The sequence below is a fragment of the Janthinobacterium sp. SUN118 genome, assembly GCF_030397695.1.
In the GTDB taxonomy this organism is placed as follows: domain Bacteria; phylum Pseudomonadota; class Gammaproteobacteria; order Burkholderiales; family Burkholderiaceae_D; genus Janthinobacterium.
Genome location: NZ_JAPUBV010000002.1, coordinates 604671 through 627428, shown reverse-complemented (window position 1 = coordinate 627428; position 22758 = coordinate 604671). Strand labels below are relative to the sequence as shown.

General features: G+C 61.2%; 23 protein-coding genes. 13 read left to right on the top strand and 10 right to left on the bottom strand.

Features of this window, described 5'->3' with window-relative positions:
- The first annotated feature begins 63 nt into the window (after nt 1–63).
- The 10 genes from O0880_RS18505 (at nt 64) to O0880_RS18460 (ending at nt 8318) form a co-directional block, all read left to right on the top strand.
- On the top strand, nt 64–948 hold the full coding sequence (locus tag O0880_RS18505; RefSeq protein WP_289887970.1) for a ParB/RepB/Spo0J family partition protein: 885 nt from the start codon (nt 64–66) through the stop codon (nt 946–948).
- A gap of 270 nt (nt 949–1218) precedes the next feature.
- Nucleotides 1219–1587: an ATP synthase subunit I gene (locus O0880_RS18500; protein WP_289887969.1), complete on the top strand. Its 369-nt coding sequence runs from the start codon at nt 1219–1221 to the stop codon at nt 1585–1587.
- Between the two features lie 51 nt (nt 1588–1638).
- A complete protein-coding gene (gene atpB, locus O0880_RS18495) occupies nt 1639–2448 on the top strand; it encodes a F0F1 ATP synthase subunit A (protein ID WP_071325907.1) in 810 nt (269 codons plus the stop codon).
- Nucleotides 2449–2507: 59 nt separating this feature from the next.
- Entirely contained in the window at nt 2508–2786 is a 279-nt protein-coding gene (atpE, locus tag O0880_RS18490) for a F0F1 ATP synthase subunit C (protein WP_034752695.1), read from the top strand.
- A 43-nt stretch (nt 2787–2829) separates the two neighbouring features.
- The gene (locus tag O0880_RS18485; protein WP_071325906.1) at nt 2830–3300 is read left to right on the top strand and encodes a F0F1 ATP synthase subunit B; all 471 of its coding nucleotides are present in this window, start codon (nt 2830–2832) and stop codon (nt 3298–3300) included.
- 2 nt (nt 3301–3302) lie between these two features.
- Entirely contained in the window at nt 3303–3848 is a 546-nt protein-coding gene (locus O0880_RS18480; RefSeq protein WP_034752699.1) for a F0F1 ATP synthase subunit delta, read from the top strand.
- 78 nt (nt 3849–3926) lie between these two features.
- The gene (gene atpA / locus O0880_RS18475) at nt 3927–5468 is read left to right on the top strand and encodes a F0F1 ATP synthase subunit alpha (RefSeq protein ID WP_034752701.1); all 1542 of its coding nucleotides are present in this window, start codon (nt 3927–3929) and stop codon (nt 5466–5468) included.
- Between the two features lie 62 nt (nt 5469–5530).
- Complete coding sequence (gene atpG, locus O0880_RS18470; RefSeq protein ID WP_071325905.1) at nt 5531–6406, top strand: F0F1 ATP synthase subunit gamma; 876 nt, start codon at nt 5531–5533, stop codon at nt 6404–6406.
- A 29-nt stretch (nt 6407–6435) separates the two neighbouring features.
- Nucleotides 6436–7836, top strand: coding sequence for a F0F1 ATP synthase subunit beta (atpD, locus tag O0880_RS18465; RefSeq protein ID WP_034752705.1), 1401 nt, complete (start codon nt 6436–6438; stop codon nt 7834–7836).
- A gap of 62 nt (nt 7837–7898) precedes the next feature.
- Nucleotides 7899–8318: a F0F1 ATP synthase subunit epsilon gene (locus O0880_RS18460; RefSeq protein ID WP_058050961.1), complete on the top strand. Its 420-nt coding sequence runs from the start codon at nt 7899–7901 to the stop codon at nt 8316–8318.
- A gap of 65 nt (nt 8319–8383) precedes the next feature.
- Here O0880_RS18460 and rsgA read toward each other — a convergent pair whose 3' ends face one another.
- The 7 genes from rsgA to O0880_RS18425 form a co-directional block, all read right to left on the bottom strand.
- Nucleotides 8384–9451 (bottom strand): ribosome small subunit-dependent GTPase A, encoded by a 1068-nt coding sequence (rsgA, locus tag O0880_RS18455; RefSeq protein ID WP_289887954.1) that lies wholly within the window; start codon nt 9449–9451, stop codon nt 8384–8386.
- A gap of 270 nt (nt 9452–9721) precedes the next feature.
- Nucleotides 9722–10276, bottom strand: coding sequence for a hypothetical protein (locus tag O0880_RS18450; RefSeq protein ID WP_071325903.1), 555 nt, complete (start codon nt 10274–10276; stop codon nt 9722–9724).
- 63 nt (nt 10277–10339) lie between these two features.
- The gene (gene speD, locus O0880_RS18445) at nt 10340–10711 is read right to left on the bottom strand and encodes an adenosylmethionine decarboxylase (RefSeq protein ID WP_071325902.1); all 372 of its coding nucleotides are present in this window, start codon (nt 10709–10711) and stop codon (nt 10340–10342) included.
- Between the two features lie 2 nt (nt 10712–10713).
- Nucleotides 10714–10905: a hypothetical protein gene (locus tag O0880_RS18440; protein ID WP_071325901.1), complete on the bottom strand. Its 192-nt coding sequence runs from the start codon at nt 10903–10905 to the stop codon at nt 10714–10716.
- Nucleotides 10902–12365, bottom strand: coding sequence for a DUF4178 domain-containing protein (locus O0880_RS18435; protein ID WP_289887950.1), 1464 nt, complete (start codon nt 12363–12365; stop codon nt 10902–10904). The genes O0880_RS18440 and O0880_RS18435 overlap by 4 nt, the downstream gene beginning before the upstream one ends.
- A gap of 10 nt (nt 12366–12375) precedes the next feature.
- Nucleotides 12376–13416, bottom strand: a complete 1041-nt coding sequence (locus O0880_RS18430) for an SPFH domain-containing protein (RefSeq protein WP_289887949.1) — start codon at nt 13414–13416, stop codon at nt 12376–12378.
- Between the two features lie 32 nt (nt 13417–13448).
- Nucleotides 13449–13835, bottom strand: coding sequence for a DUF350 domain-containing protein (locus O0880_RS18425; protein ID WP_071325898.1), 387 nt, complete (start codon nt 13833–13835; stop codon nt 13449–13451).
- 109 nt (nt 13836–13944) lie between these two features.
- Here O0880_RS18425 and O0880_RS18420 point away from each other — a divergent pair, with 109 nt between their 5' ends.
- A complete protein-coding gene (locus O0880_RS18420) occupies nt 13945–15456 on the top strand; it encodes a polyamine aminopropyltransferase (protein WP_071325897.1) in 1512 nt (503 codons plus the stop codon).
- Entirely contained in the window at nt 15456–17090 is a 1635-nt protein-coding gene (locus tag O0880_RS18415; RefSeq protein ID WP_289887947.1) for an NAD(P)-binding protein, read from the top strand. The genes O0880_RS18420 and O0880_RS18415 overlap by 1 nt, the downstream gene beginning before the upstream one ends.
- A gap of 181 nt (nt 17091–17271) precedes the next feature.
- On the opposite strand, the gene mmsB is transcribed toward O0880_RS18415, so the two are convergent.
- From mmsB to chvE, 3 genes are all read right to left on the bottom strand, one after another.
- On the bottom strand, nt 17272–18492 hold the full coding sequence (mmsB, locus tag O0880_RS18410) for a multiple monosaccharide ABC transporter permease (protein WP_289887945.1): 1221 nt from the start codon (nt 18490–18492) through the stop codon (nt 17272–17274).
- Nucleotides 18482–20023, bottom strand: a complete 1542-nt coding sequence (gene mmsA / locus O0880_RS18405) for a multiple monosaccharide ABC transporter ATP-binding protein (RefSeq protein ID WP_289887943.1) — start codon at nt 20021–20023, stop codon at nt 18482–18484. Before mmsA ends, mmsB begins: the two co-directional genes overlap by 11 nt.
- A gap of 111 nt (nt 20024–20134) precedes the next feature.
- Nucleotides 20135–21211, bottom strand: coding sequence for a multiple monosaccharide ABC transporter substrate-binding protein (gene chvE, locus O0880_RS18400; RefSeq protein WP_071325893.1), 1077 nt, complete (start codon nt 21209–21211; stop codon nt 20135–20137).
- 377 nt (nt 21212–21588) lie between these two features.
- Between chvE and O0880_RS18395 the strand changes: the two genes are divergently transcribed.
- Nucleotides 21589–22752, top strand: coding sequence for a fumarylacetoacetate hydrolase family protein (locus tag O0880_RS18395; protein ID WP_289887940.1), 1164 nt, complete (start codon nt 21589–21591; stop codon nt 22750–22752).
- Nucleotides 22753–22758: the final 6 nt, after the last annotated feature.

The window sequence follows — 22758 nt, the reverse complement described above, 5'->3', positions numbered from 1 at the left end:
GAGGAGATGGCGCCATACACAAAATGATGTGAGCGCTTACTCTGAAAACACGATTAGGACAGCATGGCTACGAAAAAATTAAAAGGACTGGGTCGCGGACTCGACGCCCTGTTGGGCGGCGGCGGCGACTTCGCCAGTCCGGACACGCATCAACCGTCGAACTTGCCCGTGTCACAAATGCAAGCCGGCAAGTACCAGCCGCGCACGCGCATGGATGAAGGGGCACTGAATGAACTGGCCGCCTCGATCAAGGCGCAGGGGCTGATGCAGCCCATCCTGGTGCGCCCGATCGGGCAGGATACCCTCAGCGGCGCAATTAAATATGAAATCATCGCCGGTGAACGCCGTTTCCGCGCCTCGCAACTGGCCGGCCTGACGGAAGTGCCGGTGCTGGTGCGCGATGTGGACGACCTGGCCGCGGCTGCCATGGCGCTGATCGAGAATATCCAGCGCGAAGACCTGAACCCGCTGGAAGAGGCGCAGGGCATCCACCGCCTGATCGCCGACTTCAGTTTTACGCATGAGCAAGCGGCCACTGCGCTGGGACGCTCGCGCAGCGCTGTCTCCAACCTGCTGCGCCTGATGAATCTGGCCAGTCCCGTGCAGACCATGCTGATGGCCGGCGACATCGACATGGGCCACGCGCGCGCGCTGCTGGCCGTCGACGCGGCCAGCCAGATCACCCTGGCGAACCAGGTCGTGGCCAAGCGCCTGTCGGTGCGCGAAACGGAAAAGCTGGTGACGCGCACGCTCGAGGAAGCGGCGAATCCGGTCGAGCCGCAGCAGAAGGAGAAGTCCGGCGATATCGCGCGCCTGGAAGAGGAATTGTCCGACGTCCTGGCCACGCCCGTGATTTTTAAAATGGGCAATAAGGGCCGCGGCCAATTGGTGATCGATTTTGCGGACCTGGACGTGCTTGATGGGGTATTGGCCCGCTTGCGTGGTTAAATAGCAAGTTGCAAAGATAGGGGAAATGGCGGCCTGGACAAGTCGTTAACGCTTTCCAGGCGCATCACGTAATTCCTTGATAACACGGCTGGAAGCGGCCCGGCAAGCGACTTTGCCATATAGTGGTGCAAATGGCGGCGAATAGTCGGTAAAGCGTCAGTTTCGCGCAGCAATTGCCCTGCTGCGGTGCAGCAACGTTTGACTCTATAGATCAAAGCCAACTATAATCCCGTGTCTTTGCGTGTGTAGATTTTTCCGGGAACCTGGCAATTGAGTGATTCACAACAAAATATTGCCAAACCTGTCTACAAAGTAGTTGCTTTGCAGCTCGCAATCGCTATCAGTTTTGCCACGGTCACCCTGTTTTTCGGTGGCAGTGTGAGAGGCTGGTCCGCCGCATACGGCGGCGCTATCGCAGTCATCGGTAGCCTGGTGTATGCCATGCTGGTCGTTCGCGGTTCTAGCGACGCCAACAAGGCATTCCGGGCGCATTTGCGCGCAGAAGTGGTGAAAATATTTATCACAGCGGTGCTCTTTATCTTGGCACTGGTGTTGTTTCAGTCGGCCGCCTGGTTATGGCTGATCTTGGGTTTCGCGGTGGCAACCTTAGCATACTGGTTTTCATTGCTCGCTGTTTAATCATTGGTTTTGGGGCCTGTTGTGCTCTGAAACGACAAATCTAAATTCATTATGACCACAGAACACGCTATTGAAGCGGGCCATGCTGCCCCGGCCAACGCCACAGAATACATCAGCCACCATCTGGCTCACCTACGCAATGCCGAAGGCACGATCAATCTGGATACGTTCTGGATTTCGGCCATTCTGGGCTTTGTCTTCCTCGGTGTCTTCTACATGGCTTCGCGTCGTGCCACTGCCGGCGTGCCTGGCAAGTTGCAAAACTTCGTCGAAATGGTCATGGAAATCGTCAATGACACTATTAATGGGGCCTTCCACGCGAAAAGCAAGGTCATCGCGCCGCTGGCCATCACTATTTTTGTCTGGGTCTGGTTGTTGAACGCAATGGACTTCCTGCCGGTTGACCTGTTGCCGAAGATCCTCAGCTGGTTTGGCGTGCACAAGCTGCGCGCCGTGCCGACCGCCGACGTCAACCACACCTTCGCCATGTCGCTGTCGGTCGTGCTGTGCGTGATCGCCTTCTCGATCAAGGCCAAGGGCCTGGGCGGCTGGATCAAGGAACTGTTCACGGCGCCGTTCCATGCGAGCGGCCTGATCGGCACGATCGCCTTGGCACCCGTCAATTTCTTGCTGCAAATGGTTGAGTTGGTTGCAAAACTGATCTCCCTGTCGCTGCGACTGTTCGGCAATATGTATGCCGGCGAACTGATTTTCATCTTGATCGCGTTGTTGCCTTGGTGGGCACAGTGGGCGTTGGGTGGTCCATGGGCAATTTTCCATATCTTGATTGTAACTTTGCAAGCTTTTGTGTTTATGGCGTTGACGGTTGTGTATCTGAGCCTCGCGGTTGAGAAACATTAATCATTAACTTTATATTTTTTTTTTTTAGTATCTTTCGTTTTTAAATTTAGGAGAATTTTATGCAAGCTCTGATCGCACAAGTACAAAGCATGACCGTTCTGGCAGCAGCAATCATCATCGGCCTGGCCGCAATCGGCACCGCTCTGGGCTTCGCTATCTTGGGTGGCAAATTCCTGGAAGCTTCGGCACGTCAACCAGAACTGATGCCACAACTGCAAACCAAACTGTTCGTTATCGCTGGTCTGCTGGATGCTATCTCGATGATCGGCGTTGGTGTTGCTCTGCTGTACACGTTCGCTAACCCGTTCCTGTCCGCTTTGACGGCTGTTGCTCAGTAATTCGCTCCAACCCTAGGAGAAACTTTTAGTTAGGAGCAAAGGTATGGACATCAATATGTCGCTCATCGGCCAGATGATCACCTTCGCGGTGTTGGTCTGGTTCTCGATGAAGTTCGTATTTCCAGCGCTGAACAACGCGCTGGATGAGCGTGCCAAACGAATCGCGGATGGATTGGCTGCTGCCGATCAAGGTCAAGCTTCGATGGCTGTCGCTGAAAAGCGTGCGCAAGAGGCATTGAACAGTGCACGTGAAGAAGCTTCGCAACGCGTTGCGGACGCTGAAAAGCGCGCGCAGCTGGTTGCTGAAGAGATCAAGCAAAATGCACAAGCTGAAGCTGCGCGTATCATTGCGCAAGCCCAGTCGGACGCCGAACAGCAACTGTCGAAAGCACGCGAACAATTGCGCGCTCAGGTGGCTGACCTGGCTGTCAAGGGTGCCGAGCAGATCTTGAAGCGTGAAGTAAACCCAACGGCTCACGCCGAAATGTTGCAGCGTCTTGCTGTCGAGCTGTAATCATGGCAGAACTCGCAACCGTCGCCCGTCCCTACGCGGAAGCTTTGTTCCGCGTAGCCCAAGCTGGTAAGGAGTCAAGCAACCTCGCGGCGTGGTCCGAACTGGTGTCCGAACTGGCACAGATCGGTAGCCACCCCGAGGTACAGGCGTACGCGCGCAATCCGAAAGTTTCGGAAAGCGACGTCGCCGCCACCATCCTGTCGTTGTTGAAATCGCCGCTCAATGAGGAAGTGAAAAACTTCGTCACCATGTTGATCGAAAATGGCCGCATCAGCCTGCTGCCGGAAATCGGCGCGCAATTCCATGCCTTGAAAAATGGCCTGGAAGGTGCGGCTGACGCCGAGATCACGAGCGCTTTCGATCTGAGCGAAGGCCAAACGGCCGAGCTGGTCGCAACGCTGGAAAAGAAATTCAGTCGTAAGCTCAACCCTGCCGTCACAGTGGATCCATCGCTGCTCGGCGGCGTGCGCGTGGTTGTTGGCGACCAAGTGCTCGACACCTCGGTGCGCGCCAAGCTGCAGCAACTGCACGCTGCACTGGTGTCGTAAGACACGCGCTTCGGCAGGCCAGCTAAGACAGACCCTTACCCCTCGCGCAAGCTGAGAGAAACACTTTTAGGAGTTAGTATGCAACTCAACCCATCTGAAATCAGCGAGTTGATCAAGAGCCGGATCCAAGGTCTTGACGGCGGCGCTGAAGTGCGTAATCAAGGCACGGTTATTTCCGTCGCCGACGGTATCTGCCGCATCCACGGTTTGTCGGACGTGATGCAAGGCGAGATGCTGGAATTCCCAGGCAACACGTTTGGCCTGGCCATGAATCTGGAACGCGACTCCGTCGGCTCCGTGATTCTGGGTGCCTACGAGCACATCTCCGAAGGCGACACGGTGAAATGCACCGGCCGCATTCTGGAAGTGCCAGTCGGTCCTGAGCTGCTCGGCCGCGTAGTCAACGCGCTGGGTCAGCCGATCGACGGCAAAGGCGCCATCGAAACCAAACTGACGGCCGCGATTGAAAAAATCGCTCCGGGCGTGATCGCCCGTGAATCCGTGTCGCAACCGATGCAAACCGGCCTGAAGTCGATCGATGCGATGGTTCCAGTTGGCCGCGGCCAGCGCGAACTGATCATCGGCGACCGTCAAACCGGCAAGTCGGCCGTGGCGATTGATGCGATCATCAATCAAAAAGGCCAGGGCATGAAATGTATCTACGTCGCGATTGGCCAAAAAGCCTCGTCGATCAAGAACATCGTGCGCTCGCTGGAACAGCACGGCGCGATGGAATACACCATCGTTGTCGCCGCTTCCGCTTCGGAATCGGCCGCCATGCAATACATCTCGCCGTACTCCGGTTGCGCCATGGGCGAATACTTCCGTGACCGCGGTGAAGATGCACTGATCGTCTACGATGATCTGTCGAAACAAGCTGTTGCATACCGTCAAATCTCGCTGCTGCTGCGCCGTCCACCAGGTCGCGAAGCGTACCCAGGTGACGTGTTCTACCTGCACAGCCGCCTGCTGGAACGCGCAGCACGCGTGAACGCCGACTACGTCGAGAAGTTCACCGACGGCGCCGTCAAAGGCAAGACCGGTTCCCTGACGGCACTGCCGATCATTGAAACGCAAGCTGGCGACGTGTCCGCATTCGTTCCAACCAACGTGATTTCGATTACCGACGGTCAGATCTTCCTGGAAACCTCGCTGTTCAACGCCGGTATCCGTCCTGCAATTAACGCCGGTATTTCCGTATCGCGCGTCGGTGGCGCCGCCCAGACCAAGGTCATCAAAAACCTGTCCGGCGGTATCCGTACCGACTTGGCGCAGTACCGTGAACTGGCCGCGTTTGCGCAGTTCGCTTCGGACCTGGATGAATCGACCCGCAAGCAGCTGGACCGCGGCGCGCGCGTAACGGAATTGCTCAAGCAAGCCCAATACTCGCCACTGTCGATCTCGCTGATGGCCGTATCGCTGTTCTCGGTGAACAAGGGCTTCATGGACGACGTGCCAGTCAAGCAAGTGCTGTCGTTCGAAGCTGGTGTTCACGCTTACATGAAGACCAAGCAAGCTGCTCTGCTGGCCAAGATCGAAGAAACCAAGCAACTCGACAAAGACAGCGAAGCAACTCTGTCGGCGGCCATTGCTGATTTCAAGAAATCCGGCGCATATTAAGCGGCCAGGCGGCGCCCACCTCGAGTGAGGCGCCGCCCTACGCGCAGAAGGAGTAAGGACTCATGGCATCAAGCAAAGAGATACGAGGCAAGATCAAGAGCGTAGAGAATACGAAGAAGATCACCAAGGCGATGGAAATGGTCGCCGCGTCCAAAATGCGCAAGGCGCAAGACCGGATGCGGGCCGCTCGTCCCTACAGTGACAAGATTCGGAATATCGCCGCCAATCTGGCGACCGCCAATCCGGAATACACGCACCCGTTCCTGGCAGCTGCCCAGGGCACGCAAGCGAAGGCAGTAGGTTTCATCGTTGTCACGACCGACAAGGGTCTGTGCGGCGGCATGAACACCAACATCCTGCGCCAGGTGACGTCGAAGTCGCGCGAGCTGGAAGCAGCTGGCAATCGGGTTGAAGCAGTTGCCATCGGTAACAAGGGTTTGGGTTTTTTGAATCGCATCGGCGTCAAGATCGTCGCCTCTGCCATTCAGACCGGTGATACGCCCCACCTGGACAAACTGATCGGACCTGTCAAGGTCATGCTCGAAGAGTTCCAGGCAGGCAAGCTCGACGCAGTGTACCTGTGCTATACCAAATTCATCAACACGATGAAGCAGGAGCCAGTGGTCGAACAGTTGCTGCCATTGACGGCCGACAAGATGGTCGCCGACAAGAGCGCACACTCGTGGGATTACATCTACGAGCCGGATGCGCAAAGCATCATCGACGAATTGCTGGAGCGCTATGTAGAAGCGCTGGTGTACCAGGCAGTCGCGGAGAATCTGGCGTCCGAGCAATCGGCACGGATGGTCGCGATGAAAGCTGCAAGCGACAACGCGGGTAGTGTGATCGGCGAATTGAAGCTGATCTACAACAAGACCCGCCAAGCTGCGATTACCAAAGAACTCTCCGAAATCGTCGCCGGTGCGGCTGCGGTTTAAACGAATTTAACTATATTGAAGGAACGAACATGGCTGATGGCAAAATCGTTCAGTGTATCGGCGCTGTGGTGGACGTTGAGTTTCCCCGCAACGCGATGCCTAAGGTATTTGATGCCTTGAAGATGGCAGGCTCGGAACTGACCCTGGAAGTACAACAGCAGTTGGGCGACGGCATTGTCCGTACCATTGCACTCGGCTCGTCCGATGGCCTGCGTCGCGGCATGATGATTCAAAATACCGGCAAACCTATCATGGTGCCAGTCGGTAAAGCAACCCTGGGTCGCATCATGGACGTGCTGGGCAACCCGATCGACGAATGCGGCCCCGTGTCGCACGAGCAGATCGCGTCGATCCACCGCACCGCTCCTGCATACGACGAACTGTCGCCATCGCAAGAACTGCTGGAAACCGGCATCAAGGTGATCGACCTGGTTTGCCCGTTTGCAAAAGGCGGTAAAGTTGGTCTGTTCGGCGGCGCTGGCGTAGGCAAGACCGTGAACATGATGGAACTGATTAACAACATCGCCAAGGCGCACAGCGGCGTGTCCGTGTTTGCCGGCGTCGGTGAGCGTACCCGTGAAGGTAACGACTTCTACCACGAGATGGCTGACGCGAAAGTGGTCGATCTGGAAAATCCAGAGAACTCCAAAGTCGCGATGGTCTACGGTCAGATGAATGAACCGCCAGGTAACCGTCTGCGCGTCGCGCTGACCGGCCTGACGATCGCTGAATCGTTCCGTGATGAAGGCAAGGACGTGTTGTTCTTCGTCGACAACATCTACCGCTTCACCCTGGCCGGTACCGAAGTATCGGCACTGCTGGGCCGTATGCCGTCGGCTGTGGGTTACCAACCGACCCTGGCGGAAGAAATGGGCCGTCTGCAAGAGCGTATCACGTCGACCAAGACCGGTTCGATCACCTCGATCCAGGCCGTCTACGTTCCAGCCGATGATTACACCGATCCATCGCCTGCTACCACGTTTGCTCACTTGGATTCGACCGTTGCGCTGTCGCGTGACATCGCTTCCCTGGGTATCTACCCAGCCGTGGACCCACTGGATTCGACCTCGCGTCAGCTCGATCCGTTGATCGTCGGTCAAGAGCACTACGACACCGCGCGTGCCGTGCAAACGACCCTGCAACGCTACAAGGAATTGCGCGACATTATCGCGATTCTGGGCATGGACGAGCTGGCACCGGAAGACAAACTGCTGGTAGCCCGCGCACGTAAGATGCAGCGTTTCCTGTCGCAGCCTTTCCACGTCGCTGAAGTCTTTACCGGCGCGCCTGGTAAATACGTTTCGCTCAAAGACACGATCAAGGGCTTCAAAATGATCGCTTCGGGCGAACTCGATCACCTGCCGGAACAAGCGTTCTACATGGTCGGCACGATCGAAGAAGCAATCGAAAAAGCCAAGAAACTTAACTAAGTTAAGTCTGGGCCTAACCCCGCCCGTTACACGGCGGGGTTCTTCAACCCGATAGGACACACATGGCACACACAATTCACGTTGACGTGGTTTCCGCTGAAGAACTGATTTTTTCAGGCGAAGCAGAATTCGTCGCGTTGCCGGGTGAACAGGGCGAGCTGGGTATCTACCCACGCCACACGCCTTTGATTACCCGCATCCGTCCGGGCGCGGTCCGCATCAAGGTAGTCGGCCAGGCTGAAGAAGAGTTCGTCTTCGTTGCCGGCGGCCTGCTGGAAGTGCAACCGGATACCGTGACCGTCCTGGCCGATACCGCGATCCGCGGTCACGACCTCGACGAAGCGAAAGCGCTGGAAGCGAAGAAGTTGGCGGAAGAAAATATCCACAACAAGGATTCGGGCATCGACTACGCGCAAGCGCAAGCCGAGCTGGCCAGCGCGATTGCGCAGCTGGCAGCGATCCAGAAGCTGCGCAAGATTTAATCGATCTGCGCCGCGCAAGAAAGGCAGCCTCCGGGCTGCCTTTTTTTATGCCCTTTTCTTGACGATCATTCCTGGCGCTTCTGCCTGCTCCTTTCCTGTCCCGCCTTCAATATCGTCTTCCACTTGGCGCGCGCGGCGATGCGCTCGAGCGGTGTCTCTTCGCTACGGTGCGCGTCGCGCAGCAGCTTGTGATAATTGCGCAGGCGGTCCGCGTCGACGGCGCCGCGCACGGCGCAACCGGGTTCGCGGTCGTGACGGCAGTCGCGGAACTGGCATGTTGCCGCCAGCGCCGCGATGTCGTCGAAGGTGGCGGCCAGGGTCTGCGCATCGGCGTCGGCCTGCCAGCTGCGCAGGCCCGGCGTATCGATGATGCAGGCGCCGCCGGCGCACAGGTGCAGGGAACGGACCGTCGTCGTATGGCGGCCGCGGCCATCGCCATGGCGCACGCCGTTGGTTGCCTGTTCCGCCATGCACAGGGTATTGGTCAGGCTGGACTTGCCGGCGCCCGATGAACCGAGCAGCACCAGAGTCTGGCCCGGGCCCAGCCAGGGTTCCAGGATGGCCACGTCGTACGCATGGCGCGTGTCGACGGCAAACAGGGGCACGTGGGATGGCAGGCGCTGCTTGAGCAGGGCCAGCTTGCCCGCCACGTCGTCGGCCACGTCAGCCTTGCTCAGCACCACCACGGGCGCGACCTGAGCCGCCAGCACGATGGCCAGATAGCGCTCCAGGCGGCGCGGGTTGAAGTCCGCATCCAGTCCCATCACCAGCAGGGCCGTATCGACATTGCAGGCCAATAGCTGGCGCCGGCCGTCATTGCCGCGCCGGGCGATCTGCGTGAGCGGGGATAAGCGCGCAGTTATCCACAGCATGCCGTGCGCATCGTGTTCGGCGGCGACCCAGTCGCCGACGGCGACGATGATGTCTTGTGCCTGCAGATCATGTAGCAGGCGCGGCAGGATCTGCGCCGGGTTTTCCTGCAAGCCATCGTGCACGAGGAGGCTGTCGCGGTGCACGGCGCTCACGCGCATCAGCTGCGTGCTGGGTGGGAGGGTGTCGAGTCGGGCGGCTGCGCTGGCGATGGCCTGCTGCAGTCCGATGGGGCGTAGTTGCGCAAAATCGAGTGCGATCATGGTAGCGTGATTCCGTATTCTGTCGTCCGCGTGCGGACGTATCGCCTGCGCGTGCAGGCACCGCCAGTCAGTGACTGGCACGAAAGAAGAGGGAAGTCGGCTACGCGATCACGCGCAGGGGTAAAACGGCGTCAGTGCAGTATGACTGCAGACTGGAACGATCGTGATCAGGCAGCCGACAGCACGGCAGTATCCGAATGGCGCATGTTGTCTACTCCTGTTGTGTGATGGAAAACGCCAGTGTGCCAGCGGCGCGCGCCGGCGTCAACATCAGCTGCACATGCCGTAAGCCTGGCGTTCGGGGAAATAGCGGTAGGTAAACGTGCGCACCGGGTAGCGCTTGCCGCCGACGAGCATGTCGGGCATCGATAAATCAAAGCGCTGCGGCAGCTGGCGCGGCAGCTGCAAGCGCAGCCGCCACTGGGTTTCCTTGCTGTTGCCGACGGCGGAAAACATGATGGGCAGTTTTTCGATGACGTCGACGATTTCCGCCTTCTGGTTCATGCCGCGCTGGTAGATGGTTAGCACCTTCGCCTCGGCGAACGGCGGCTGGTGCGGCTCTTCCAGCAGGAAGGACAGGCGCGTGAAGCTGGCCTGGGTACCGACGGGCAAGGTGAAGATCAGCGCCAGTTCCGTGCCGCCTTCCTTCAGCGTGACGGGGGGCGTGGCATACACGCTGATACCGCGTGGCAGTTCGAAGCGCGAACCTTCCGTCCACGTCTTGCATTCGGGCGTGGTGGCCTGGTACAGGCTGGGCGCCGTGTAATCGTTGCAGGCGGAGACCAGCAGCAGCAGTGGCAAGGCAAGGAAGGCGGAACGGCGCATGGGAGTCACGGTTGGAGGATCAGCCGACAGTGTAAGCGATCCCCACGCGATGCACCAGCGAGCCTAGGCCTGGCCCGGCGGCGCGCGGCGCACGGACTGCAGCTGGCACTGCGCCGCCTGCAGCGCCTCCTTGACGACGTCGAGCGCCAGTTGCGGCCGGGCCGCGCCGCACATGAAGATGTCCACGGCGGCAAAGCCGACTTCGGGCCAGGTATGCAGCGAAATGTGCGATTCGGCCAGCAGCACCACGCCCGTGACGCCCTGGCCCGCGCCAAAGCTGTGGAAATGGCTGTGCAGCACCTGCGCGCCGGCCGTGACGGCCGCTTGCCGCAGCAGGCGTTCGAGCGCGTCGCAGTCGCGCAGGCGGTCAGCGGAAATGCCCGACAGGTCGGCCAGCAGATGGGTGCCCAGGGGCAGATGCGGTGTCTCTGCCATGCTTATTTGTGGCTGCCGCCGCTCGAGCCGCCGCCATAGCTGCCGCCGCCGCTGCCGGTGCGCGAGCTCCAGCTGCTGCCGCTGTGCGTGCCGGTGCTGCGCATGCCGCTGCCGGCCAGCGTGAACATGCGCACCCAGTTGGTGGCCGTGACGGAAAACGTCACCATCAAGGCATAAATCACGTATTTGCTCATGGGGGATTCTTTGTATTCTTGTCGAGGAAAGCGGCTGGCAGGAACAGCGCCAGGCAAGCCAGCAAGCTCCACATCAAGGTGCTGGAAAACGAGACGAACAGGGGAATCGCATTCAGGACCAGGATGATGATGATGAAGATCTTGGCGATGCCACGGTGACTGAGTTTGGTATTTTGCACCTTGCTGCCGCCATGGAAGGCGGCGCCGAACCAGGCTGCCATCTGGTCATAGGCGACGGGCGCGGAGCGCGACCAGGTCATTTCCTCGCCGGTGACTTCCGCCGCCAGCTTTGTCTGCCCCTGTTCGAATTCAAACACATGCGTGCTGTCGCCCACGGCCACCTTCCAGTTGAAGGCGCCGGCCGCATACACCACTTGCGAGCCATAGTCGTACAGTTTCGCATACGTGGCGCCATCGAGCGTGCATTGCTCCGCGTCCAGGGAGGCCCAGGTGGGCCAGTTCGGCAGCACGTGCGAACGCGACCAGCCGTCATCGGTCTCCACCAGCCAGAAGAAGCCGGCGCGTGCGCCGTACAGCAGGTACTCATTCCACTCGCTGCCTTCGTCGTCGGCGCGGCGCATCATGCCGATGACCGTGAAGTCGATATTGTTGATCTTCGCGCTGGCGCCCAGCTCCAGCGTGATGTCGACGTTGTCGTGCACCTGCCTGCCGATGGCCAGCACCTGTGCTTCCGGACCGCTGGCGTCGAGCCGTGTGTGGCAGGCGGGGCACACCAGCTGCGCCGCCGCGCCAGGGACGTAGCGGATGCCGCTGCCGCAGGACGGGCAATCGAGCGCATCGAGCTTGCCGCGGTATTTGCCGGCGCTTTTGGCGATGGCGTCGTCATCGCGCAGCAGCTGGCACTGCAAGCCTTCCAGGGTGACGGCGACGCCCATGTAGACCACCGGCTGCGGGCCATCCGTGTAGTCGAGCGTGACGAAGCTGCCATAGTTGCGGAAATCGGCCACCTGGATGCGCCAGCCGGCGCCCACCTTGAACGGCAGCTCGCCCTGGCCCGCGATGCACTCGGCGTTGCGCATCTCGGCCGCCGTATAGGGCTCGCCGCAGATCGTGTAGCGCCTGCCTGGCGCCAGCTCGGCAAAGGCAGGCAGGGCTTCCTGCGTGCGGCGTTCGCGCGTCAAGGTGTACAGGCCGGACGAGTCGCCCAGCCAGGCCGTGCTGGCGTCGTCGAACAGCACATACCATTCATTCCACGTGCCGGCGCTGTAGCGCTGCTGGATGCGTCCGACGACGGTGAAATGCAGGCCATCGTGCACGCCGGCCGTGCCGATCTGGATCGGCGAGTAGTCTTCGAGGACGGCCGACATCTTGCCCAGGTCCTTGACCGCGTCGGCGTCCTTCAGGAGGGTGCTGTGGCAGTACTCGCACACGGCGAGCACGGAAGCGTGCGAGCGGAAATGGACTTCCGCGCCGCAGCTGGGACAGGAAACAGTTTGCATGCAGTCGCGCTTAGCCGATCAGTTTTTTCAGCAGTTCAGCCTTGGCGCCGTCGTAGTCGGCCGGCGAAATCAGTCCCTTGTCGAGCAGGCCCTTGAGTTTTTCCAGGCGTGCCTCGATCGCTTCTTCCGCGGGCGCGGGTGGCGCCGCCGGAGCCGGTGTAGGGGCCGGCTGCTGCAGCGCGCCGCCCATGCTTTGCGCCATCACCTGGCCGATCGACAGCCCGGCGCCGAGACCGGCGCCGATGCCGGCCATGCCGCCTTCGTTCTGCGCCGCCAGCGGGATTGCGTTCGCCACCTGGAACTTGGTATAGCCGCTCATCTTGTCGGCGCCCAGGCCGCCCTTCATGCCGGCCGAGATGCGCTCGTCGAGCGCCGCCTGCAATTCCTCGGGCAGGCTGATGCTGGCCACGTTGAATTCGTCGAGGCCCACGCCATAGCGGGAAAACGCCTGCGCCAGGCCATCCTTGACTTCCTGCGCCATCAGCGCCTGGTTGGCCGCCATGTCGAGGAAGGGCACATTGGCGCCGCCCAGCGAACTGGCCATGCTCGACATCAGGATGCCGCGCAATTGGTCTTCCACTTCGTCGCGCGTGTAGACCTCGCGCGTGCCGCTGATTTCCGTGAAGAAGGTGCGCGCGTCGGCGATGCGGTACGAGTACATGCCGAAGGCGCGCACGCGGATCATGTCGAAATCCTTGTCGCGGATGGTGATCGGCTGCGGCGTGCCCCACTTGCGGCCCGTCTGCACGCGGGTGCTGAAGTAATACACGTCCGACTTGAACGGCGAATCGAACAGCTTGTCCCAGTTTTTCAGGTTGGTCAGCAGCGGCAAGGTCTGCGTCGTCAGCTTGTGCGTGCCGGGGCCGAAGACGTCGGCGATCTTGCCTTCATTGACGAAGACGGCTACCTGCGATTCGCGCACGTTCAGGATGGCGCCGTTCTGGATCTCGAAATCCTGCATCGGGAAGCGCCAGGCCAGCACGCCCTCCGTTTCTTCGTTCCACTGCAGTACGTCGATAAACTGCTTCTTGATAAAGCTGCCGAGGCTCATGATGGATGTCCTTGAATAAGTTGAAGCCGGTGTCAGGAAATACAGGCGGCGTTGATGGCGCCGATCGACAGGGAAATGGCCGCCAGCAGGCCGCCAAAGGCGCTGTTGTTCGATTCGATCTGATCCTTCGACATGCGCAGCAGCCGCGTGGTGACCACATAGGCCAGCAATTGCACCACCATGGCGCCGAAAGCCCAGGCGAAGAATTGCTGGTAGTCGGCCGTGTGCATCAGCGACGAGGCGATGGTGGCGGAAAAGCCCAGCATGGCGCCGCCCAGCGACAGGGCCGCCGCCTGGTTGCCCTGGCGGATCAGCAGCACTTCGTTATACGGCGTGACGCGCGTGTAGATGACAAAAAATACAATCAGCAGCGCGGCGGCCAGTAAAAGATGGATCAGATAGTTTAGGATGTCGGGCACGGCATTCCTCGTGGTGGTCGCGCGTTGCGGCCACGGCAGATCAAGGCCGAGGCGAGCAACGCATGAGCAAGTTAATAACGTCAAAGCATATTAGAACAAAAAAAGCCCCATGAACAAAAAGATTCTGATTTTGTCCGTCTTCGTGGTCGCCTCCTGCGGCCTCGCCTATGAGCTGATCGCCGGCGCCATGTCCAGCTACCTGCTCGGCGACTCCATCCTGCAGTTTTCCACCATCATCGGCTGTTACTTGTTTGCCATGGGTGTGGGTGCTCACTTTTCCAAGTATGTGAAGGACGAGGACGTGCTCTCGCGCTTCGTCGACATCGAGATGGCCGTGGGGCTGATCGGCGGCCTGTCGGCCGCCATCCTGTTCATGACCTTCTCATGGATGGCGGCGCCGTTTCGTACCTTATTGTATGTGATGGTGTTCCTGATCGGCGCACTGGTCGGCATGGAAGTGCCGCTGGTGATGCGCGCCTTGAATTCGCGCCAGACGGAGTTTTCTGAACTGGTCAGCCGCGTGCTGACCTTCGATTACCTGGGCGCGCTGGCCGTCTCCTTGCTGTTTCCGCTGGTGCTGTCGCCCTATCTGGGCCTGGTGCGCACGGGATTCTTGTTCGGCATGCTCAACGTGGGCGTGGGCTTGTGGACGATTTACGTGTTCCGCGCGGAGCTGAAGAACCTGACGGGCCGCTTCCTGCGCGCCTGCGCCGTGATGCTGCTGCTGGTCGCCGGATTCGCCATGTCGGACCGCATGGTGGCCTGGGGCGAACACGGGCTGTTCGGCGACCAGATCGTGTATTCCACCACCACGCCCTACCAGCGCCTGGTGATCACGCGCTGGAAGGACGATACGCGCCTGTACATCAACGGCAACCTGCAGTTTTCTTCGCGCGACGAATACCGCTACCATGAGGCGCTCGTGCATCCGGTGATGGAAGCGTTGCCGTGGGCGCGCCGCGTGCTGGTGCTGGGCGGCGGCGACGGCCTGGCGCTGCGCGAAATCCTCCGTTATCCACAGATCGAACACGTCACCGTGGTGGACCTCGATCCTGCCATGACGGCCGCGTTTACCACGCGCCCGGAACTGGCCAAGCTGAATAATCGTTCGTTCTCCGACAAGCGCGTCACCGTCGTCAATGCGGACGCCGCCGTCTGGCTGCGCAACAACCAGGATATGTTCGACGCGGCCATCGTCGATTTCCCCGATCCGTCCAGCTTCGCGCTCGGTAAACTGTATTCCGTGCCGTTCTACGACCTGGTGAAGAAGCACCTGGCGGCCAAGGGCTTGATGGTGGTGCAATCGACGTCGCCGTTCTTTGCTCCGCATGCCTACTGGACCATCAATTCCACCCTGCGCGAAGTAGGCATGCGCACCTGGCCCTACCACGCCTACGTGCCCTCGTTCGGCGAATGGGGCTTTATTCTCGCCTCGCCGCAGCTCGATTACGTGCCGCCGACCAGCTACCGCCTGCCGATGCGCTACCTGAATGCGGACACCACGCGCGAGATGTTCATCTTCCCGCCCGACATGCAGCCGCTGCCGATGGCGCCGAATCGCCTCAACACCCAGTCGCTCGTGCATGAATTCGAGCAGGACTGGAACCGGGTGATCCGCTGATGCGGCGCCGCTCCTTCCTGCTGTGGGCCGCCGCCGGCGCCACGGCGTCGGCCGCCGGCGTCGGCAGCATCGGCGCCTGGCTGCGCTGGCAGGAAGTCACGCCCAGGGTGCTGTATCCGGGCCGCGAGGAGGGCCACTATCTGCGCAAGCTGCTGCGCGAGCGCAGCGCGCTGCCGGCGCCCACCGAGACCGTCACTGCCGACGTGGCCATCCTCGGCTCCGGCATCGCGGGCCTGACGGCGGCGTGGCGGTTGAACAAGCTGGGGCACCAGGATTTCCTCATGATCGACGGGCCGCAGCCGTATGGCAACGCGGCCGGCGGTCATTTCGGCGACCTGGCCTACCCCACGGGCGGCCACTATTTGCCGTTGCCGTCGCCCGAATCGACGCATGTGCGCGAAATCCTGTACGACCTGGGGATTATCCAGCGCGATCCGCAGGCGGAAAAGCCGTACTACGACGAACGCTACATCCTGCATGCGCCGGAAGAGCGCCTGCTGTTCAATGGCCACTGGCAGGACGGCTTCATTCCCACCGAAGGCGTGCCGGCCGAGGAACTGGCGCAGCACGAGCGCTTCTTTGCCGAGGTGCGGCGCCTGCGCCAGGTGCGCGGCAATGACGGCAAGCGCGTGTTCGTCTTTCCCACCGTGGAATCGTCGCAGGATCCGGCCTGGCAGGCGCTCGACGCCATCACCTTGAAACAATGGATGGAGCGCGAAGGCTATACCTCGCCCACCCTGCACTGGTACCTGAATTACTGCTGCCGCGACGATTACGGCACGCGCTACGACCAGGTCTCGGCCTGGGCCGGCCTGCACTACTATTGCAGCCGCTGGGGCCAGGCGGCGAATGCCGGCAATGGCGCCTGGCTGACCTGGCCGGGCGGCATGCAGCCCGTGGCCACGGCCATGGAGCAGGCTTCTGGCGTGCGGCGCAAGAGCGGCACGGTGGTCTCCGTGCAGACGACGGACCAGGGCGTGGAAGCGCTGTGCCTGGAACTGGTCGACGGCCAGCCGCGCACCTACCTGGTCAAGGCGCGCAAGGCCATCTGTGCCATGCCACTGTATGTGGCGGCCCGCGTGGTCAACAACATCGCCGAGTATGGCTTTGACGCGCAACGCGATACGCCCGCGTATGCGCCGTGGCTGGTGGCGAACTTCCTGCTCAAGCGTTTTCCCGACGAATTGCCGCACGCGCCCCTGTGCTGGGACAATGTGGTGTACCAGGAGCCGGGCCTTGGCTATGTCGTCTCCACGCACCAGGATATCCGCGTGCGCCCGCCCGAGAAAACCGTCTTCAGCGCCTATGTGGCCCTGTCCGACCGCACGCCGCAGGCGGCCCGCAAGTGGCTTGACACTGCCAGCCCCGAAGAACTGCTGGCGCTGGCCAGCGTCGACCTGAAAACGGCGTATGGACGCGACTTTGCCAGCTGCGTCGAACGGGTCGACATCACCGTGCGCGGCCACGCCATGGCGGCGCCGCTGCCCGGCTTTCGCAGCAATGCGGGCCTGAAGGCGTTGCGCGAGCACGAGGGTGCCATCCTGTTCGCGCATGCCGATTTATCGGGCTTTTCCGTGTTCGAGGAAGCGGCATGGTGGGGCGACCGCGCGGCCCGCCTGGCCGCCAACGTCTGACATAAGCTGCTGCGCATCGCCATTTGCGGCCTGCGATGCTCACTGCCTCGGCGGCCCCATGCTAAAGCACCGCTGCGCTTCTAGGCCACAACTTGCCGCTGCTCGCTACGTTTTTGTCCGACGTTATATATAAAAAGGCCGGCGCAAGCGCCGGCCGGAGCCCCCTAAGGCTCGAACCGGTCTACTTGTTCTTGTTGATGACGTCGATGAAGACGGCCGCCAGCAGCACCAGGCCCTTGATCACCTGCTGGTAATCGATACCGATGCCCATGATGGACATGCCGTTGTTCATCACGCCCATGATGAAGGCGCCGATCACGGCCCCCATCACCTTGCCCACGCCGCCCGAGGCGGAGGCGCCGCCGATGAAGCAGGCGGCGATGACGTCCAGCTCGAAGCCGGTGCCCGCTTTCGGCGTGGCCGTATTCAGGCGCGCGGCGAAGATCAGGCCGGCCAGCGCGGCCAGCATGCCCATGTTGACGAAGGTGTAGAAGCTCACGCGCTCCGTCTTGATGCCCGACAGGCGCGCCGCCTTCTCGTTGCCGCCGACGGCGTAGACGCGGCGGCCCAGCACCGTGCGGTTGGTGATGAAAGTGTAGGCGACGATGAGCACCGACATCACGGCCAGCACGTTGGGAAAACCGCGGTACGACGCCAGAAGGTAGCTGAAATACACCATCACGGCGGCGAAGATACCGTTTTTCAGCAGGAAGAAGGCGCGCGGCTCGTTTTCCATGCCGTGCCGGATCTGCTTGGCGCGGCTGCGCAGCGAGGTGGCAATCAGCGCCGCGGCGGCGATCACGCCCAGCAGCAGCGAAAAGCCGCGCAGGTTTTCTCCGCCGAACGGGTCGGGCAGGAAGCCCGAGCTGAGCATCTGGAAGCCTTCCGGGAAGGGGCCGACCGACTGGCCCGCCAGCAGCGCCAGGGTCAGGCCCTTGAACACCAGCATGCCGGCCAGCGTGACGATGAAGGAAGGGATCTTGAAGAAGGCGACAAAATAGCCTTGCGCGCCGCCGATGACGGCGCCGGCCAGCAGGCAGAGGATGCTGGCGGCGACAAAGTTCATGTGGTAATTGACGATCAGCACGGCCGCCAGCGCGCCGACGAAGCCGACCACCGAGCCGACCGACAAATCGATATGGCCGGCCACGATGACCATCAGCATGCCCAGCGCCATGATGACGATATAGCTGTTTTGCAGTACCAGGTTCGTCAGGTTCAGCGGCTGCATCAGGGTGCCGTCGGTCATGTACTGGAAAAAGCCCATGATGGCGATCAGGGAGAGCAGCATGCCGTAGTCGCGCATGTTGTTCTTCAAAAAGCCGGCGTAGCTTTTCGCCTGCTGCTCGGCTGCGGGAGCGGCGGCAGGCACCGCCTGTCCCGCTGTCAGTTTATTGTCCATGGTGTTCTCCGTGTGTGACGATGGCGCGCATGATGCGTTCCTGCGACGCTTCTGCTGCGCTGAGTTCGGCCGCGAAACGGCCTTCGTTCATGACGTATATCCGGTCGCACATGCCCAGCAATTCCGGCATTTCCGAGGAAATCATGATGATGCATTTGCCTTCGGCGGCCAGCTCGCTGATGATGCTGTAGATCTCGTATTTGGCGCCGACGTCGATGCCGCGGCTCGGTTCATCGAGGATCAGGATGTCGGGGCGTGAAAACAGCCACTTCGCCAGCACCACTTTCTGCTGGTTGCCGCCGGACAGATTGACCACTTTTTGCAGGATGCTCGAGCAGCGGATCTTCAGCTTGCGGCGGAAATCGTCGGCCACGCCGAATTCGCGCGCCTCGTCGATGACCGTGCGGGTCGACACCGCATCCAGGTTGGCCAGGCTGGTGTTTTTCTTGATGTCTTCCTCGAGGATCAGGCCCAGGCCCTTGCGGTCTTCCGTGACATACGCGAGGCCGTGCGCGATGGCCTTGCCGATGGTGCTGACGTCGATTTCCTGGCCATTCTTGAGCACCGTGCCGCTGATGCGCTGGCCGTAGGCGCGCCCGAAAATGCTCATCGCCAGCTCCGTGCGCCCGGATCCCATCAAGCCGGCGATGCCGATGATCTCGCCCTTTTTGGCGTGCAGGTTGATGCCCTTGATGACGGCGCGTTCCGCGTGCTCGGGATGGAACACGCGCCAGTCGCGCACTTCGAAAATGGTGTCGCCGATGCTGGGCGTGCGTGGCGGGTAGCGGTCGGCCATCTCGCGCCCGACCATTTTCTCGATGATGCGGTCTTCGCTGACGGGTTCCAGCCGGCAGTCGAAGCTGTCGACGGTGTTGCCGTCGCGCAGCACCGTGATGGCGTCGGCGACGCGCGAAATCTCGTTGAGCTTGTGCGAGATCAGGATCGACGCGATGCCCTGCGCTTTCAGGTCCAGCAGCAGGTCGAGCAGGGCCGCGCTGTCGCTTTCGTTCAGGCTGGCCGTCGGCTCGTCGAGGATCAGCAGCTTGACGTCCTTGCACAGCGCCTTGGCGATTTCGATCAGCTGCTGCTTGCCCACGCCCAGGTTGGTGATCAGGGTGTCGGGCGACTCCTTCAGGCCGACTTTCTGCAGCAGTTCGCGCGTGCGGCTTTGCGCATGTTCCCAGTCGATGACGCCCATTTTTGCCGGCTCGTTGCCGAGGAAGATATTCTCGGCGATCGACAGCAGCGGCACCAGCGCCAGTTCCTGATGGATGATGATGATGCCGATTTCCTCGCTGTCCTTGATGCCGCGAAAGTGCCGGGTCTGGCCCTGGTAGTCGATGTCGCCCGTGTAGCTGCCATGGCCGTAGACTCCGCTCAGCACCTTCATCAAGGTGGATTTGCCGGCGCCGTTTTCGCCCACGATGGCATGGATTTCGCCGCTGCGCACCCGCAGGTTGACATTGTCGAGTGCCACGACGCCCGGGAACGTTTTGCGTATCCCGCGCATTTCCAGGATAGTGTTGGTCATATTACCTCTCTGGCACGGCCGCGCGCTGCTTGGCGCGCCGGCGGTGCGGCAGTCTTGTTCTGGATCGTGCGTGAAGCGACAGGCCCGGCGTCGCCAGGCCTGCGGTACCGCTTATTTCACCTGCGCTTCGGTGTAGTAGCCGCTGCCCGTGACCAGTACCTGCTTCCAGTTCGCCTTGTCGACGGTGACCGGTTTCAACAGGAACGATGGCACCACCTTGATGCCATTGTTATAGGTCTTGGTATCGTTGACGGTGGGCGTTTTACCGCTCATCATCGCGTCGACCATGTTGGCCGTCACCTTGGCCAGCTCGCGCGTATCCTTGAACACGGTCGAGGATTGTTCGCCGCGGATGATCGATTTGACGGACGGGATTTCGGCATCCTGGCCGGTCACGACGGGGAAGGGCTGCTTCGGCGTGCCGTAGCCGACGCCCTTCAGCGACGACAGGATGCCGATGCTCAAGCCGTCATATGGCGACAGCACGGCATCGACGCGCGCATTGCCGTAATAGGCGCTGAGCAGGTTATCCATGCGCGCCTGCGCCACGGCGCCATCCCAGCGCAGGGTCGCGACCTTGTCCATGCCCATCTGCTTCGAGCGTACCACCAGCTTGCCGCTGTCGATATACGGCTTGAGCACCGACAGCGCGCCGTTGTAGAAGAAATGCGCGTTATTGTCGTCGGCCGAGCCGCCGAACAGTTCGATGTTGAACGGGCCCTTGCCCTGTTTCAGGCCCAGCGCATTCTCGATGTAGGCCGCCTGCAGCACGCCGACCTGGAAGTTGTCGAAGGTGGCGTAGTAATCGATGTTCTTCGTGCCGCGGATCAGGCGGTCATACGAGATCACCTTGATGCCCTTGTCGGCCGCCTTTTGCAGCACGTTCGACAGGGTGGTGCCGTCGATGGCGGCGATCACCAGCACCTTGGCGCCCTTGGTGATCATGTTTTCCACTTGCGCCAGCTGGTTCGGGATATCGTCGTCGGCAAACTGCAGGTCGGTCTTGTAGCCGCGCTCCTTGAATACCTTGACCATGTTGTCGCCGTCGGCGATCCAGCGCATCGAGGATTTGGTCGGCATCGAAATGCCGATGGCGCCCTTGTCGGCGGCACTCGCCGTCGGCACGATTGCCATGCCGGACATGGCCAGCACCAGGCTCGCAGCCAGCATTTTCATTGTTGTTTTCATTTTCAGGTCTCCACCGTCTTTGATAGTTGAAGGTGCCAGGGTCGCGGTCTGTGTGGGCCGGCTCCGTGCGGATGGCCGAAAGCAGGCCACGGCTGATACTAGTTTGTCCATACCTGCCCCACCAATCACTTTTTTCGTGTTGCCGATATCCAAAACGATATCGCGGCGACGATTGATGCGCTGCGCCATTGCTCCCGCCCCGGCGGCGAAAAACAGCTGGCAAATGCGCGCCTGCCGGGGCTATTTTTGCTGCGCCGCAATACCAATAATCATCATGCAATTTGGTGATTTTCGTAATTGCGGTGGCCCATGCCGGCGCGCAGAATCGGTCCGGACTTGATGCCCAGCCCTCCGATGACGAATTTTTGAAAGCTGCCATGCTGCCGATTTCCCCCGCCTCCCTGCTGCCTGCCGACCTTGCGCAAGCCACCCTGATCGGCCGCATCTGGCGCGATGGTCCCTGCGTCGTCGCCGTGCGCGGCGGCGAGGTGGTCGACATCACGCCAACGGCGGCAACGGTGGCCGGGCTGTTCGAGCGCGACGATGCGCTCGACATCGCCCGCCATGCACCCGGTATCGCGCTCGGCCCCGTGCAGGATTTGCTGGAACAGGCGCTGCGGGTGGCCCCTGGTGCCCAGCCGCTGCTGCTGGCGCCATGCGACCTGCAAGCCGTCAAGGCCTGCGGCGTGACGTTCGCCGTCAGCCTGCTCGAGCGCGTGATCGAAGAACAGGCGGGCGGCGATGCGGCGCGTGCCGCCAGCCTGCGCACGGCGCTGCAAGCCACGCTGGGCAGCGACCTGTCCGCGCTGCGCCCCGGTTCGCAGGCGGCGCAGCGATTGAAGCAGCAATTGCAGCAGCGCGGCGCCTGGTCGCAATACATGGAAGTGGGCATCGGTCCCGATGCGGAGGTATTCACCAAGGCGCAAGCCATGTCGTCCGTCGGCTGCGGCGCGCAGGTGGGCTTGCTGCCGTCGTCCGCCTGGAACAATCCGGAGCCGGAGATCGTCCTGGCCGTCAACAGCTGCGGCCAGGTGCTGGGAGCGACCTTGGGCAACGACGTCAACCTGCGCGATATCGAAGGGCGCAGCGCGCTCCTGCTGGGCAAGGCCAAGGATAACAACGGTTCCTGCGCCATCGGCCCCTTCATCCGCCTGTTCGACGAAGGCTTCACGCTCGATACCGTGCGCCAGGCGGAAGTGTCGCTGCTGATCGAGGGCGCGGACGACGGTTTTGTGCTTGAAGGCGCCAGCTTCATGCGCGAGATCAGCCGCGACCCGCTGGACCTGGTACGCCAGACGGCGGGCCAGTATCACCAGTATCCGGACGGCTTCATGCTGTTTTTAGGCACCATGTTCTCGCCCGTGCAGGACCGCGACGTGCAGGGCGGCGGCTTCACGCACCACCTGGGCGACAGGGTCACCATCGCCAGCGCCTCGCTCGGCGCGCTGGTCAACGAAGTGCAGCGCTGCGACGCCATTCCCCCCTGGACGTTTGGCGTGCGCGCGCTGTACCAGAGCCTGGCCCAGCGCGGCCTTGCCTGATTTCCC